The organism is Stenotrophomonas sp. YJH_SMC_81 (assembly GCF_059370875.1).
In genome coordinates this window covers 155,094-169,838 of record NZ_JCAFUB010000007.1, presented here as the reverse complement: position 1 = coordinate 169,838, position 14,745 = coordinate 155,094, and the positions used below count along the sequence as shown (strand labels likewise).

The window sequence follows — 14,745 nt, the reverse complement described above, 5'->3', positions numbered from 1 at the left end:
CGGCAGGCCTCAGTGCGACGTTTCGTCGGTGTTGCCGGTCGGGTCGATCGCCGGCATTGCGGCCAGCTGCGCGGTGGTGGCCGCCACCGCCTGCACCTGCTGGCCAAGCGCTACCGCGCTGCCGTTGCTGACGATCACCCGTTCGCCAGCCTTCAGCCCCTGCGTGATCTGCCACTGGTTGCCCACTACCTGGCCGGTGCTGACCCGGCGCTCGACCACGCGATCCTTTGCGTCGAGCAGGCGCAGCAGCGGCTCGCCACGTTCATTGCGCAGCACCGCCTTCTGCGGCACCAGCAGGGCACGCGCATCGGTGGCCATCGGCAGCACCGCCTTCAGGTACATGCCCGGCAGCAGCAGGCCCTCCGGGTTCGGAATGACCGCGCGCAGCACCACGTTGCCGGTGCCCGGGTCGACTGCGCTGCCGACGAACTCCAGGGTGCCTTCATGCGCATAGGTGCTGCCGTCCTCCAGCAGCACCTTCACCTGTGCCTTGCCGTCGATGGCTTTCACCAGGCCGGCATCGAGCTGCTTGCGCAGCGCCAGCATCTGCGTGCTGGACTGGGTGACATCCAGATAGACCGGGTCCAACCGCTGGATGGTCGCCAGCGCCGCGTCCTGGCCGGCGGCGACCAGCGCGCCAGCGGTCACGCTGGAGGTGCCGATGCGGCCGTCGATGGGGGCGGTCACCCGGGTGTAGTCGAGGTTGATGCGGGCCGCCTGCAGCGCAGCGCGCGCGGCGATCACATTGGCCTGGGCCTGCTTCAGCGCCGAGGTGGCGTCGTCGGCGTCCTGCTTGCTCGCCGCATCCATGCCCAGCAGCGTGCGGGTGCGCTCGGCCTTCGGCTGCGCCGACAACACAGTGGCCTCGGCCTGCGCCAGCTGGCCACGCGCGGTATCGAAGGCGGCCTGGTACGGCGCCGGATCGATCTGGTAAAGCAGCTGGCCGGCCTTGACCTGCTGGCCTTCGGTGAACAACCGCTGGCGGATCAACCCACCGACCTGCGGGCGCACCTCGGACACCTCGAACGGTACGGCGCGACCGGGCAGGATCTGCTGCAGCGCCAGCGGCTGTGCGCTGGCCGTGATGACGCCCACTTCAGGGATGGCCGGGGCCTCGGACCTGCCCGCCGAGCAGGCCGCAAGGGCCAGCAGCAGGGGCAGCAACAGCGGACGGGGAGAACGGGACAGCGGGCGCAGGAGTGACATGGGGGGTGTGGGGGCCTTGCGTTGACCCGTGCACGCTGCCGTGGAACTGTGCAGAGAATATGGAGATTGTGCGACCGGCTCAGCGGGCGCTTGCTTTCGGCGCCGCATGCGCCGCTAATGGCCACGCGATGGCGAAGATTCGACTCAAATTCGGCCTGACCGCGAAGACCTTCCTCGCGATCTTCACCGCCTGCCTGCTGGTGCTGGCAGTGAACGGCATTGCCAGCCGAGTGGCGTTCCAGACCGGCTTCCTGGACTACCTCAATGACCAGGGCGATCTGCGCATGCAGCGCGTGATGCCGCACCTGCAGCGCGAGTACAGCGCACACGGCGGCTGGGAGCATCTGCGCGGCGACAGTGACCGCTGGGCGCGGCTGCTGCGCCCGGATCTGGCCCATGGGCACGAGGGGCCCGTGCCACCGCTGTCCGACCAGACCGGCGTTCCCTCCCGCCTGGGCCTGTTCGATGCACAGCATCGGTTCGTGGCCGGCAACCCGGACGCCACCAGCGACGACGAGCCGCACGCCGTGCAGGTGGACGGGCACACGGTCGGCTGGCTGGGCATGGTGCCGTTCCAGACCGTCATCGCCACCAACGACCTGAACTTCTACAACACCCAGATGCGCGCGTGGTGGGTGATCGGCATCGCGCTGCTGCTGGTGACGGTACTGCTGGCCTGGCTGGTATCGCGCGCGCTGCGCCAGCGCCTGGCCAAACTGGCGGCGGCCACCCACCGGCTCGCCGCCGGTGACTACGCCACCCGCATCGAGCGCACCAGCGATGACGAGCTGGATGCACTGGTCAACGACTTCAACCGGATGGCGCAGGCGCTGGACGACACCGAGCGCAACCGCCGTGCCTTCATCGCCGACATCTCGCACGAACTGCGCACGCCGCTGGCGGTGGTTCGTGCCGAACTGGAAGCCATCGAGGACGGCATCCGCCCGCTGGACCGCGCCAACCTCGGTGCCCTGCAGGGCGAGATCCGCCAACTGGGCAAGTTGATCGACGACCTGCACGACCTGTCGATGACCCAGTCCGGCGGCCTGGCCTACCGCTTCGCGCCGCTGGACCTGGCGGCGCTGCTGCGCAGCGAGCTCAATGGCATGCGCGTGCGCTTCTCCACGGCGGGGCTGGCGCTGGAGGAGGACCTGCCCGCCACACCGCTGCAGGTATCCGGTGACGAACGGCGCCTGCAGCAGGTGCTGGCCAACCTGCTGGAGAACGCATTGCGCTACACCCGCGCCGGGGGCCGCGTACGCGTGCAGGCAGCGCGCGTGCCTGCCGGTGTGCAGCTGATCGTGGAAGACACCGCGCCAGGCGTGCCGGCCGACAAGTGCGCGCTGCTGTTCGAGCGCTTCTACCGGGTGGAGAGCTCGCGCAACCGGGCCAGCGGCGGCAGCGGGCTGGGCCTGGCCATCAGCCACAACATCATCCTCGCCCACCACGGCCTCATCCACGCCGAGCCCTCGCCGCTGGGCGGGCTGCGCGTGGTCATTACCCTGCCGGAGCCTGCATGAGCCCGTCCCCCGCCGCGTCCGCGAAGATCCTGATCGTCGAGGATGAGCCACGCCTGGCCTCGGTGCTGCGCGACTACCTGGCCGCCGCCGGGATGACCAGCGAATGGGTGGACGATGGCGGCCAGGTGATCGACGCATTCGCGCGCTACCAGCCCGACCTGGTGCTGCTGGACCTGATGCTGCCACAGCGCGATGGCGTGGACCTGTGCCGCGAACTGCGCGCCAGCAGCGATGTACCGGTGATCATGGTCACCGCACGGGTGGAAGAGATCGACCGCCTGCTGGGCCTGGAAGTCGGTGCCGACGACTACATCTGCAAGCCGTTCAGTCCGCGCGAAGTGGTCGCACGGGTGATGGCGGTGCTGCGTCGCTACCGCCCGGACCCCGCTGCGCGGGCCAACAGCGGGCTGCATATCGACGAACCGGCAGCCCGCGCCACCTGGAACGGCAAGGGCCTGGACCTGACCCCGGTCGAATACCGCCTGCTGCGCACGCTGCTGGCCACGCCGGGCCGGATCTGGGCGCGCGACGAGCTGCTCGACCGCCTCTATCTGGACCATCGCGTGGTGGTCGACCGCACCGTCGACAGCCACGTGCGCAACCTGCGCCGCAAGCTGGCCGACGCCGGCATGGAAGGCGAACCGATCCGTTCGGTGTATGGCATGGGCTACAGCTACGAACCCTAGCCGGTAGTGCCGGCCGCTGGCCGGCAGCCTCGTGGCACGCCTGGATTTCCGTGGTTGCCATCCAGCGGCCGGCACTACCCGTGCGCACCTGCGTTACAGTCGAGCACGCTCGACATTACGAACACGACTGCATGGACGACATTCATCCGATCGCGCCGGACAAGCGCGCCGCCATCCTTTCCACCCTGGCCGACATCGAACAGCGCTACGACGTACGCGTGCTGCTGGCCTGCGAGTCGGGTAGCCGTGGCTGGGGCTTTTCCTCCCCGGACAGCGACTACGACGCACGCTTCATCTACGTGCATCGCCAGCCGTGGTATCTCAGCGTCAACGAGAGCACCGGTCCCGGCGAAGCGCAGCGCGATGTGATCGAACTGCCGATCGACGATGAGCTCGACGTCAGCGGCTGGGACCTGCGCAAGGCACTGCGGCTGGTCTCAAAATCCAATCCGACACTGATCGAATGGCTGCGTTCTCCGATCGTGTACCGGCAGGACGACGCCGCCGTGGCGCAGCTGTGGGAGGCCGCAAAGTCCTTCTATTCGCCGCTGGGCACGTGGTGGCACTACTTCAGCATGGCACGCTCGAACCATCGCGGGTACCTGCGTGGCGAGATGGTACGCACCAAGAAGTACCTGTACGTGCTGCGCCCACTGCTGGCCTGCCAGTGGATCGAGCACGAGCAGACACCTCCGCCGATGGCCTTCGAGGATCTGCTGGATCGACTGCTGCCGCATGGCCCGGTGCGTGACGCCATCGATGCCCTGCTGGTAGTGAAACGCGCCAGTGCCGAGGTCAATGCCGGACCACGCATCGCGGCGATCAGCGATTTCATCGATCGTGAGCTGGCCACCCGGACTGCGCAGGCGCCACAGCTGCCCGTTGGACACGGTGATGCGGCGTGGCTGGATGAGCTGTTCCGGCAGGTGCTGGCCAAGCACGCGCCGGCATGAAGAGCCGCAGCTGCTTCCGGTCGTGCCGGCCGCTGGCCGGCAACCGCGCGGCACGCCTGGATTTCCGTGGTTGCCGGCCAGCGGCCGGCACTACCACACGGGTATCATCGTCGCGAACGCCCTGATTTCCGGAGACACCGATGAACCCGCTGCGCCCCTTCCGCGACAAGATGCCCGTCCTCGGCGAGCGCGTGTACATCGATCCTGCCTGCACCGTCATCGGTGACGTGGAGCTGGCCGAGGACGTATCGGTGTGGCCGGGCACGGTCATCCGCGGTGATGTCAATCACGTGCGCATCGGCGCGCGCACCAACGTGCAGGATGGCACCATCATCCACGTCAGCCACCACAGCCCCTACAACAAGGCCGGCTACCCGACCCTGATCGGCGAAGGCGTGACCGTCGGCCACGGCTGCATCATCCATGCCTGCACGATCGGCGACTACAGCCTGATCGGCATGGGCGCCTGCATCCTCGACGGTGCGCGCGTCGAGCGCCATGGCTTCGTCGGCGCCGGTGCGGTGGTCGGCCCGGGCAAGGTGGTCGGCGAAGGCGAGCTGTGGGTGGGCAATCCGGCCCGCCCGGCGCGCACGCTGAGCGACAAGGAGATCGAGTCGCTGCACTACTCGGCCGACCACTACGTGCGGCTGAAGGACGAATACCTGGGCTGAGCAGCCAACGCCGCCATGCGGCTCTGCTAAAGTCTGGGCCCGACCAGGACCTGTCGAGACCCCCATGCCTGTGGCTGCCTGCCGGAGAGGACTCCGGCGCCCACAACGAAGGCTATCGCACTGATGGCCGCACCGATGCTCGATACCTACCGCGAGGTGGTGACGCCGGAGGGTGTGCCGCTGCAGCTGCCGGCAGCCGGCCCGGTGCCACGGGCGATGGCGTGGCTGGTGGATCTGGGCGTGCGCATCGCGGTGCTGGTGGTGATGTCGATTCCACTGGCACTGCTGGATTCGTTCGGCTCCGGGCTCGGCCTGGTGCTGATGTTCCTGGTGTACTGGGCCTACCCGATCGTCTGCGAAGCGCTGTGGGGCCGTACCCTCGGCAAGCGCGCGCTGGGCCTGCGCGTGCTTGCGCGCGATGGCGCGCCGGTAGGCTGGATGGCTGCCATCACCCGCAACCTGCTGCGCACCGTGGACATGCTGCCGTTCGGCTATGCACTGGGCCTGATCAGCAGCCTGTTCGATCCCCATGGCCGTCGCCTGGGCGATCTGGTGGCCGGCACCGTGGTGGTGCATGCGCCCGCGCTGTACCTGCCGCCTCCGCCCACCATCGACAGCGTGCTGGTCCCACCGCAGCCGCTGCGACCGGAAGAGCAGGCCGCGCTGATGGCCTTCGCCGAGCGCGCGCCACGGCTGTCGGCGGCCCGCCAGCAGGAACTGGCCGGCATCGCCGAACCGCTGACCGGCACCCACGGCCAGGTCGGCGTACTGCGCCTGTATGCCATGGCCAACTGGCTGTTGGGGCGGCGATGAAGCAGGAACAGTTCGTCGCCCGCTACCAGCAGGAATGGCAGGACCTGGAACACTGGCTGCTGCTGCGTGCTGGTGCTGCGCGCCGCACGCGGCGCAAGGCCAGCGCGCTGGCAGTGGACGACGCCGCCTTCCCGCAGCGCTACCGGCGCCTATGCCAGCAGCTGGCACTGGCCCGCGAGCGCGGCTACAGCCCGCAGCTGGTGCAGCGCCTGCAGCAGTTGATGCAGCAGGGCCACAGTGTGCTGTACCGCACGCCGCCGACGCGCTGGCGCGGTGCACTTGAATTCCTGGTGGCCGACTTCCCGCTGCTGGTGCGCAGCCAGGCGCGCAGCATGTGGGTGGCACTGGCGATGTTCGCGCTGCCGGCGGTGGCCTGCTTCGTGCTGGCGCAGCTCTACCCGGACCTGATCCACATGGTGATGGACAACCGCCAGATCGCCGAGATGGAGCGCATGTACGATCCAGCGGCCGAACGCCTCGGGCGTGACAGCGGCACGGACTGGATGATGTTCGGCCACTACATCCTGAACAACATCAGCATCGCCCTGCGTACCTTCGCCAGTGGCCTGCTGGCCGGCCTGGGCACGCTGCTGGTGCTGCTGTTCAATGGCGTGATCATCGGTTCAGTGGCCGGCCACCTGCAGCACATCGGCCATGGCGATCCGTTCTGGCGCTTCGTCGCAGGCCATGGTGCGTTCGAGCTGACCGCGATCGTGATCGCCGGCGGTGCCGGCCTGCAGCTGGGCATGAAACTGCTGGCCCCCGGCCGGCGCAGCCGCCTGGATGCCCTGGTCGAAGGCGGCCGCATCGGGGCCCGGCTGTGCCTGGGCGTGGCGTTCATGCTGCTGGTGGCCGCGTTCATCGAAGCGTTCTGGTCGTCGATTGCCGAAGTGCCGGCGTGGGGCAAGTTCAGCGTGGCCGGCGTGCTGTGGGCCGGCGTGCTGCTGTGGCTGTGGCGCGGCGGGCGCGGAGGCGGCAATGCGCATTGACCGCCTGGACGTGGCGCTGCGCGCGCGCAGTGGCTGGGAAGCAATGGAGCTGGGCAGCGCCCTGTCGCGCCGCCACGCACGTGCGGTATGGGGCAGCTGGCTGCTGGCCAGTGCGCCGCTGTTCGTGATCTTCAACGCGTTGGGCTGGTGGCTGGATGCGTTCGGCTGGGCCTGGCTGGCGATGTGGTGGTGCAAGCCGCTGTTCGAGCGCGCACCGCTGTACGTGCTGTCGCGCGGCATCTTCGGTGAGCCGGTGGGCGCGCTGGCAGCGCTGCGCGCGCAGCGCAGCTGGGGCAATGCAGGCTTCTGGGGCTACCTGGGCTGGCGCCGCTTCAGCGTGCTGCGCAGCCTGTGCCTGCCGGTGAACCTGCTGGAAGGCAACGCGCCGGCCCAGCGCGGTGCACGCCGCCGCGCCGTGGCGGCCGGTGCCGCGGGCGCCGCCGTCGTGCTGACCGTGGCCTGCATGGCCTTTGAAGGCGTGCTGGTGTCCGGCGCGATCGGCGCGGTGTTCATGTTCATGCCACTGGAGCTGATGTCCGAATCATGGCGTGCCGCATGGGACATGATCGGCCAGGACACGCCTGCCTGGGCGCAGCTGGGCTTCAACCTGGCGTGCTGGCTGGCATCGGTGCTGATCGGACCGTTCTATGTCGGCGCCGGCTTCGGCCTGTACTTGAACCGGCGTACGCAGATGGAAGCGTGGGATGTGGAGATCGCCCTGCGCCGCCTGCGCGAGCGGCTGCTGCCGGCAGCATCGACGCTGGCGCTGCTGCTGTGCCTTGCCCTGCCGCTGGCCTCCGCGCCAGTGCATGCGCAGGACGCGCAGACAGTCGCTGAGCAGGCCGACGGTGCCAAAGAGGACGAGGACCGTGCGGAAGAACCCGCCACTGCGGCCAACGATCCGGCCAATACGCCGACGATGATCTTCGGTGCGGCGCCGGTGGACACCGCCGGTTTCCGCCAGGCGGTGAACCGCGCCTATGAGGATCCGCTGCAGCGCCCGACCCGCCAGGTCACGCGCTGGAAGCCGATCGAACAGGCCGAGGAAAAAAAGAAGGAAGACAAGACGCTGCAGAGCGACGGCAGCAGCAAGGGCGAGCGCAGCAACCGCAAGGCCGGGATTGCCTGGCTGGCGCGCCTGGCCGAGTGGGGCCTGTGGGGCCTGCTGGGCGTCCTGCTGCTGGTGCTGTTGTTGACCGCCCGTCTGTGGCTGCCGTGGCTGCGCGGCAGTGGCCGGCGCAAGGCCGAGGCTGCACCACAGGTGGTGGTGGAACAGGTGGAGTTGCCGGTCGTGCTGCCGCCGGACGTGGCCACCCAGGCCGGCCTGCTGTGGGACCAGGGCCGGCCACGTCAGGCGCTGGCCCTGCTGTACCGCGCCAGCGTACGCACCGTGGGCGAGCGCAGCGGCATCGCGCTTCCGCCCGGTGCCACCGAAGCGCAATGCCTGCGCGCGTCGCGGCGCATGCCCGATGCCACCGACCGTGACCTGTTCGCGCGCATCGTGCGCATGTGGCAGTACGCCGCCTACGGTGGCCGCCTGCCCAGCCGCGCCGATTTCGATGCACTGGCCGACACGCTGCGCCAGCAATACCGGTGGCTGGCATGAGCCCGCGCCTGTTCTGGTCGCTGTTGCTGGGCGGGCTGGTGCTGCTCGGCGTACCGCTGACGATCCTCTTTCTGCGCACGCATGAGCGGGTGACCGAGACCGTGCAGCTGCCGCCGCAGGGCGAAGCTGGCTACAACCCGCTGTACGTGCTTGGCCAGGCACTGCGCGCCGATGGCATCGACGTGCACTCGCGGCCGCGGCTGGACCTGCAGCAGATGGCGCTGGGTCCGCGCGATACGGTGGTGCTGCTGCAGGACAGCAGCGAACTGCCGGCACCGGCGGCCAGGGCCCTGCTGGCCTGGGTCGATGGTGGTGGCCATCTGCTGGTGCGTACGCCGCCACCCGCAGAGGACGACGCCAGCAGTACGCAGGGACCGCTGCTGGACCAGCTCGGCGTGGACAGCCTGTACCAGCAGAGCGACTGCCAGCCGTTCCACGTCATCGACGATCCCAGCCATGTGGAGTTCTGCGGTGGTCGCCGCTTCACGCTGGGCTTTGCCGCCCGTACACAAGCCGAACGGCGTTGGGGCAACGAGCGCAACCTGGTGTTCGCGCGACTGCGCCACGGGCAGGGCAAGGTGAGCGTGCTGGCCGACATGGAGTTCATGCGCGGCGAGGTGGATTCGCCGGCAGCACGCCTGGCGTCGGCTGCGGGCAAGGCCAGCGACGGCCTGCACGATCTCTCGCACCGCGACCTGACCCGTTATCTGCTCGATCCGAACTACGGCAAGGGTACTTTCTGGCTGGTCTACGCCAGCCGCCCGCCGTCGCTGTGGGCGCGCCTGTTCTACCAGGGCTGGCCGTTGTGGGCGCCGCTGCTGCTGGCCCTGCTGGGCTGGCTGTGGGGCCGTTCGCAACGCTTCGGCAGCCGCCTGCCGTCGCCGGTGCTGGAACGCCGCTCGCTGCTGGAACACGTGCGTGCCAGCGGCGAGCTGCTGCTGCGCTTCGGCCACGGCGCGCGCCTGTACCACGCCGTGCTCGCCCTGTTCCTGCATCGCCTGCGCCTGCGCGCACCGGTGGCTGCAGCACTGGAGGGCGCCCCCCGCGAACAGGCCATCGCCGAACTGCTGAAGTGGCCGCAAGACCGCGTTGCCAGCGCGCTCACGCCCCCTCCGCCGCACGATTCCTCCGCCCTGCGCGAGCGCATCCGCTTGCTGCTCCAGATGAGATCCCTGCTATGACCGAAGTCCCCGAGCTGCCGGCGGCCGCCAACGCCCGCCTGATCGAACGCGTCGATGCCATCCGCGATGCCGTCGGCCACGCCTTCATTGGCCAGGCCGATGTACTGGACCAGATCCTGGTGGCGCTGCTGGCCGGTGGCCACGTGCTGATCGAGGGCGTGCCCGGGCTGGGCAAGACCCTGCTGGTGCGCGCACTGGCACAGGCCCTGGAACTGGATTACGGCCGCGTGCAGTTCACCCCCGACCTGATGCCCAGCGACGTCAGTGGCCATGCGGTGTACGACCCGAAGAGCGAGAGCTTCAGGATCCGCCGTGGCCCGGTGTTCACCAATCTGCTGTTGGCCGACGAGATCAACCGTGCGCCGGCCAAGACCCAGTCGGCACTGCTGGAAGTGATGCAGGAAGGCCAGGTGACCATCGAAGGCAAGGCGTTCACCCTGGCGCCGCCGTTCATGGCGCTGGCCACGCAGAACCCGCTGGAGCAGGAAGGCACCTACCCGCTGCCAGAGGCACAGCTGGACCGCTTCCTGCTGAAGGTGCTGATCGACTACCCGCAACTGGAGGACGAGAAGCGCATGGTGACCGCGATCACCAGTGGCCGTGCCGCCAGCGACTTCGACCTGAGCCAGGTGCCGCGTGTACTGGGGGCTGGCGAGCTGCTGGAACTGCAACGTGCGACCGCGGCGATCACCGTCGATGACGAAGTGATCGACTACGCGGTGCGGATTGTGGCGGCGACCCGGCAGTGGCCGGGCGTCGCGGTCGGCGCCGGCCCACGCGGCAGCATCGCGCTGGTGCGTGCCTCGCGTGCGCAGGCGGTGCTGGCCGGCCGTGACTTCGTCACGCCCGACGACGTGCGCGACATCGCACGCCCGGCGCTGCGTCACCGCATTGCACTGGCCCCGGAGCTGCAGATCGAAGGCCAGGACGCCGACGACGTGCTGGGCGCACTGTTGGCCAAGGTGGAAGCACCGCGCCGATGAGGCCTGCCCCGCTGCTGCTGGCGCTGCTGCTGGCCTGGGCCGCCCTGGGCGGCCTGGTGCTGGGCGGGTTGCTGCCGCGCTGGAGCTGGGCGCTGGCCGCGGCGGCCATCGCGTTGCCTGCGCTGTTCGACCTGTGGCGGCAATCGCGGCGTCCGTCGCCTCAGGTACAGCGCGAACTGCCCGAAGCGCTGGCGCTGGGCGTGCGCCGCGAGGCGGCGCTGCGGCTGCAGGCCGAGCAAGCGATGACGGTGCAGGTGTTCGACCTGGTCCCCGGCGGCTGGCCGCTGGAATCGCTGCCACAGCGCGTGCGCCTGCGGGCCGGTAGCGCCTCCACGCTGCACTATCACCTGCAGCCGCTGCAGCGCGGGCACTTCCGTTTCGAAGGCGTGCACCTGCGCATGCGCTCGCCGTGGCGCCTGTGGTGGCAGCAACGCACGCTGCCGCCCGCACTGGACGTGCGGGTCTATCCGAATTTCGTGCCGCTCACGCGCTTTGCATTGTTCAGTGCCGACCAGGCCTCGCGGCTGGTCGGTGCACACGTGAAGCGCCGCCGTGGTGAAGGCACCGACTTCCACCAGATGCGCGAGTATCGCGTCGGCGACAGCCTGCGCCAGCTGGACTGGAAGGCCACCGCGCGTGCGCGCAAGCTGATCTCGCGCGAGTACCAGGACGAGAAGAACCAGCAGTTGCTGCTGATGCTCGACAGTGGCCGGCGCATGCTGGCCAGCGAAGGCGGGCTCTCGCACTTCGACCATGCCTTGAATGCCTCGCTGGTGGTGGCCTACCTGGCGCTGCGCCAGGGCGATGCCGCCGGCCTGTTCGCTGCCGGTGGCGAACGCCGCTGGGTCGCGCCGCAGCGCGGCATGGGCACGGTCGAGCACCTGCTGCGCGCAAGCTACGACCTGCAGCCACGCGCGGTGGCCACCGATTACCTGGCCGCTGCCACCGAGGTGTCGCTGCGCCAGCGCCGGCGAGCACTGGTGATGCTGGTCAGCAACGTGCGCGACGAGGACATCGAAGACCTGCTGGCGGCGGTGCGCCTGCTGCAGCGGCGCCACCTGGTGTGCGTGGCCAGCCTGCGCGAGCGCGAGCTGGACGGCGTGCTGGAGGGCGAAGTGCAGACACTGGAAGACGCCACCCAGGCCGGTGCCGCCGCGCTGTACCTGCAGCAGCGCGCGAAGGCGCACGAAGCGCTGCGCAGCGAGAAGGTGATGGTGCTGGACGTCACCGCCGACGCCCTGCCCGGCGCGCTGGTGGAGCGCTACCTGGCGGTGAAGCGCGAAGGGCGGCTCTGAGCCGAGCGCGGGCTCGGCTCTACAAGAATCGGGTTGTCTGTAGCGCCGAGCCCATGCTCGGCTGCCGGCCAGCGGCCGGCACTACCTACCCCTGCAGCAAGCGCCGCTGCAACCGCTCCACCGCACGCTGCAGCAGCACCCGGTTGCGGGCCAGCTTCATCCACTGCGGCAGGCGCGAGAACATGGATCGATGATGGCCGCGGCCCTCGCGCAGCGTCGCGCCCGCGTATTCGTGCAGTGCCTGCAGATGTTCGGCGTTGTAGGCCCACAGCAGGCCCGCGCGGGTCGATTCGACCAGGCGCAGCGGCAGACCGAAATGCGGATCGGCAGGCTCGGCGTCACGCAGGGGACGCGTCAACACCGTGACCTCGGTGCTGCGATCGCACTGTGCGCATCGGGCGGGGAAGGATGCAGGCGCGGGGATGCCGGCGGGAATCGGCCGACACACATGCAGCCACTGATGCCCGCAGAATCCACAGGGCTGGCGGCCCAGAATGCGGACTGCACCCACCCAGTCGCCGCTGTCCAATGCAGCGCTGCAAGCGGTGCAGCGGAAACGCGCGGTCCATCGATAGGGTTCCCAGCGGGCGATCACCCAACCGGGGGCATCGCAGCGGTGGCAACGCACCGCGACGCGGTCCGCGACGGCCTGCAGGCTGCGCCCGTCATCGAAATGCCGGCCCGGCGCGGGCGTGGCACGTCCATGCCGGCCAGGCCAACGCCGCACCGTCATCAGACGTAGATCCGCGTCGGCGCCTCGTCGACGATCGCGTGCGGCACGAAGCGCGCACTGTCGCGGGTGATCGCGCTGTCGTCCTCGCGGATGCCGATGCCGCAGGCGTGGTCACCCACCACCCAGCTGCCGATCAGCGGGTAGCCACCTTCGAAGCGGGTCAGCGGATGGGCGCGCTGGATGATCGCCGGGCCGTCATAGGGACCGTCGCTGCGCTGGGTGCTGCCATCGGCCAGGTGCATCTCGATGTTGGCACCTTCGCGCGAGAACAGCGGCTTGCGCACCCAGCCCGGGGCCAGCGTGCTGCCGTCATCGAAGTGCGCCTCCAGCAGGTTCGGATGGCCCACGTTGCGCTGCCACAGCAACGGCAGGATGCCCTTGTTGCTCAGCACTGCCTTCCACGCCGGTTCCAGCAACTGCACGCCCGAACCGGGCAGCGCGCGGCCGAACTCTTCGGCCATCAGGTCTTCCAGCGGGTACAGCTTGAACAGCGTGCCGATCACCGAATCATCCAGCGCGGTGAAGCGGCCGTCCTCGGACAGGCCGATGTCCTCGATCGCGATGGCCTGGCCATGCAGGCCGGCCTGCGACGCGCAGTCGCGCAGGTACTCGACCGTGCCACGGTCTTCTTCCGAGCTTCCCACCGCGCTGAAGTACAGCGGCGGCGGCAGCTGCGTGGCCAGTTCGCCGAAGCGCTCGACCAGTGCCTCATGGATCGCATTGAACTGGTCGGCATGCTGCGGCAGGCGGCCGGCGTTGCGCTGGTCTTCCAGCCACTGCCACTGGAAGAAGCTGGCCTCGAACAGCGAGGTCGGCGTGTCGTAGTTCAGCTCGTACAGCTTGGCCGGACCGGTGCCGTCGTAGGCCAGGTCCAGGCGGCCGTAAAGGTGCGGCTGGCGCTGGCGCCAGCTGTCGGCGATCCAGTCGCGGTAATGCGACGGAATCGCCAGCTGGTCCATCAACCGCTCGCTGCCGATGACATCACCGACCAGATCCAGCGCCATCTGGTGCAGCTCGGCACTGGGGTCTTCGATGTCCTGTTCGATCTGGCGCAGGGTGAACGCGTAGTACGCGCTTTCATCCCAGTAGGGCTGGCCATCGATGGTATGGAAACGGAAACCCGCTTCCTCCGCGCGTGCCCGCCACTGGGCACGCTCGGCAATCCGGATGCGCTGCATGGGTCGATCAGCCGCCGTAGCTGCCGCTGGTGCTGCGGCGTGCGCTGGTGTTGCCGAAGCCACCACGGCTGGCAGTGACCGCACGGTTCGGCTCGCTGGTGACCGGCGCCAGGCCGGCCTTGCCGGCACCGATGCCGCTGGCGGTGTTCAGGCCACCGGTGCCGCCCGGTGCCGGGCGCGCCCAGCCAGCGTTCTTGTCCTGGTATGCCGGTGCCGACGCCGGCGCCTGCGGGGCGAGGCCGCCGCGGTTGCTCAGCATCTGCGACATGAAGAAGCCCATCATCATCGGGCCGATGAACGAGGTGCCGGCCGAGGTGTGCTGCTGCACGCACTGCTCCGGCTTGTAATCCTTCTCGCAGGCTTCCTTGCTGGCGTACTTCGGCGCCGCATCGGCGGCCTGCTTCTGCGCTTCGGCAAAGGCATTGCGGCACGACGACGGATCACCGGTGGCCTCGGTGCAGGCCTCGACCGAGGTGTACAGGCCTTCCTGCACCTTCACCTCCGGCTCCTTCTGGCAGGCGGTGAACAGCAGCGGCGCAGCGCTCATCAGCAGCAGCGCGGTGGTGCGGGAACGTTTCATGGCCTCATGCCCTGTATACGGATCAATGCCCAATGATGCCAAATCCTCACCAACAACCGGAATCGGCAAAGTGGGAAAGATGAACGGAATTTCATTTTCGTCGTTCCCCATCAGCCACGCATGACGTGGATCCATCGTGTCGACCAAGGTCGACACCTACCAAGGGCAGAGCGCCGGCCCCAACAGATCGCAGCAAACTGTCGAAGGCGGGGTGGGTCCGGTTGCGGGGGCGTGAGCGCCATGGATGGCGCGACCGAGGCTACATGGATGTACTTGCGCCGTCCCCCGCAACCGGACCCACCCCGCTGTCCCACGGAATGCCCGCCTTTGACGTTGACGTTGCCTCTGCGG

14 protein-coding genes are annotated in these 14,745 nt (G+C 69.0%); 10 read left to right on the top strand and 4 right to left on the bottom strand.

What is annotated here, in order from left to right:
* Nucleotides 1-9: 9 nt before the first annotated feature.
* Nucleotides 10-1,206: a multidrug efflux RND transporter periplasmic adaptor subunit SmeA gene (smeA, locus tag AC5P8U_RS15370; protein ID WP_088497025.1), complete on the bottom strand. Its 1,197-nt coding sequence runs from the start codon at nt 1,204-1,206 to the stop codon at nt 10-12.
* Nucleotides 1,207-1,334: 128 nt separating this feature from the next.
* Here smeA and baeS point away from each other — a divergent pair, with 128 nt between their 5' ends.
* The 10 genes from baeS (at nt 1,335) to AC5P8U_RS15320 (ending at nt 11,903) form a co-directional block, all read left to right on the top strand.
* Nucleotides 1,335-2,726: a sensor histidine kinase efflux regulator BaeS gene (gene baeS / locus AC5P8U_RS15365; RefSeq protein ID WP_111008354.1), complete on the top strand. Its 1,392-nt coding sequence runs from the start codon at nt 1,335-1,337 to the stop codon at nt 2,724-2,726.
* Nucleotides 2,723-3,412: a response regulator gene (locus tag AC5P8U_RS15360; protein WP_072168014.1), complete on the top strand. Its 690-nt coding sequence runs from the start codon at nt 2,723-2,725 to the stop codon at nt 3,410-3,412. Before baeS ends, AC5P8U_RS15360 begins: the two co-directional genes overlap by 4 nt.
* Nucleotides 3,413-3,543: 131 nt before the next feature.
* Nucleotides 3,544-4,365 (top strand): nucleotidyltransferase domain-containing protein, encoded by an 822-nt coding sequence (locus AC5P8U_RS15355; RefSeq protein ID WP_134972342.1) that lies wholly within the window; start codon nt 3,544-3,546, stop codon nt 4,363-4,365.
* A gap of 140 nt (nt 4,366-4,505) precedes the next feature.
* Entirely contained in the window at nt 4,506-5,036 is a 531-nt protein-coding gene (locus tag AC5P8U_RS15350) for a gamma carbonic anhydrase family protein (protein WP_061479018.1), read from the top strand.
* 123 nt (nt 5,037-5,159) lie between these two features.
* Entirely contained in the window at nt 5,160-5,849 is a 690-nt protein-coding gene (locus tag AC5P8U_RS15345; protein ID WP_447896901.1) for an RDD family protein, read from the top strand.
* Nucleotides 5,846-6,838, top strand: coding sequence for a stage II sporulation protein M (locus AC5P8U_RS15340; protein WP_065177881.1), 993 nt, complete (start codon nt 5,846-5,848; stop codon nt 6,836-6,838). The genes AC5P8U_RS15345 and AC5P8U_RS15340 overlap by 4 nt, the downstream gene beginning before the upstream one ends.
* On the top strand, nt 6,828-8,444 hold the full coding sequence (locus AC5P8U_RS15335; RefSeq protein ID WP_227837087.1) for a DUF4129 domain-containing protein: 1,617 nt from the start codon (nt 6,828-6,830) through the stop codon (nt 8,442-8,444). Before AC5P8U_RS15340 ends, AC5P8U_RS15335 begins: the two co-directional genes overlap by 11 nt.
* Entirely contained in the window at nt 8,441-9,625 is a 1,185-nt protein-coding gene (locus AC5P8U_RS15330; RefSeq protein WP_447896902.1) for a DUF4350 domain-containing protein, read from the top strand. The genes AC5P8U_RS15335 and AC5P8U_RS15330 overlap by 4 nt, the downstream gene beginning before the upstream one ends.
* Nucleotides 9,622-10,608 (top strand): AAA family ATPase, encoded by a 987-nt coding sequence (locus AC5P8U_RS15325; RefSeq protein ID WP_072168020.1) that lies wholly within the window; start codon nt 9,622-9,624, stop codon nt 10,606-10,608. Before AC5P8U_RS15330 ends, AC5P8U_RS15325 begins: the two co-directional genes overlap by 4 nt.
* Complete coding sequence (locus AC5P8U_RS15320) at nt 10,605-11,903, top strand: DUF58 domain-containing protein (protein WP_111008349.1); 1,299 nt, start codon at nt 10,605-10,607, stop codon at nt 11,901-11,903. Before AC5P8U_RS15325 ends, AC5P8U_RS15320 begins: the two co-directional genes overlap by 4 nt.
* An 85-nt stretch (nt 11,904-11,988) precedes the next feature.
* Here the strand turns inward: AC5P8U_RS15320 and AC5P8U_RS15315 are convergent, their stop codons facing one another.
* Genes AC5P8U_RS15315 through AC5P8U_RS15305 form a run of 3 tightly spaced genes read right to left on the bottom strand, consistent with a single transcriptional unit; the run spans nt 11,989 to nt 14,394 of the window.
* Nucleotides 11,989-12,636: a hypothetical protein gene (locus tag AC5P8U_RS15315; RefSeq protein ID WP_111201605.1), complete on the bottom strand. Its 648-nt coding sequence runs from the start codon at nt 12,634-12,636 to the stop codon at nt 11,989-11,991.
* Nucleotides 12,636-13,814, bottom strand: coding sequence for a glutathionylspermidine synthase family protein (locus AC5P8U_RS15310; protein ID WP_139727962.1), 1,179 nt, complete (start codon nt 13,812-13,814; stop codon nt 12,636-12,638). Before AC5P8U_RS15310 ends, AC5P8U_RS15315 begins: the two co-directional genes overlap by 1 nt.
* A gap of 7 nt (nt 13,815-13,821) precedes the next feature.
* The gene (locus AC5P8U_RS15305; protein ID WP_005420172.1) at nt 13,822-14,394 is read right to left on the bottom strand and encodes a DUF1190 domain-containing protein; all 573 of its coding nucleotides are present in this window, start codon (nt 14,392-14,394) and stop codon (nt 13,822-13,824) included.
* Between the last annotated feature and the right edge of the window lie 351 nt (nt 14,395-14,745).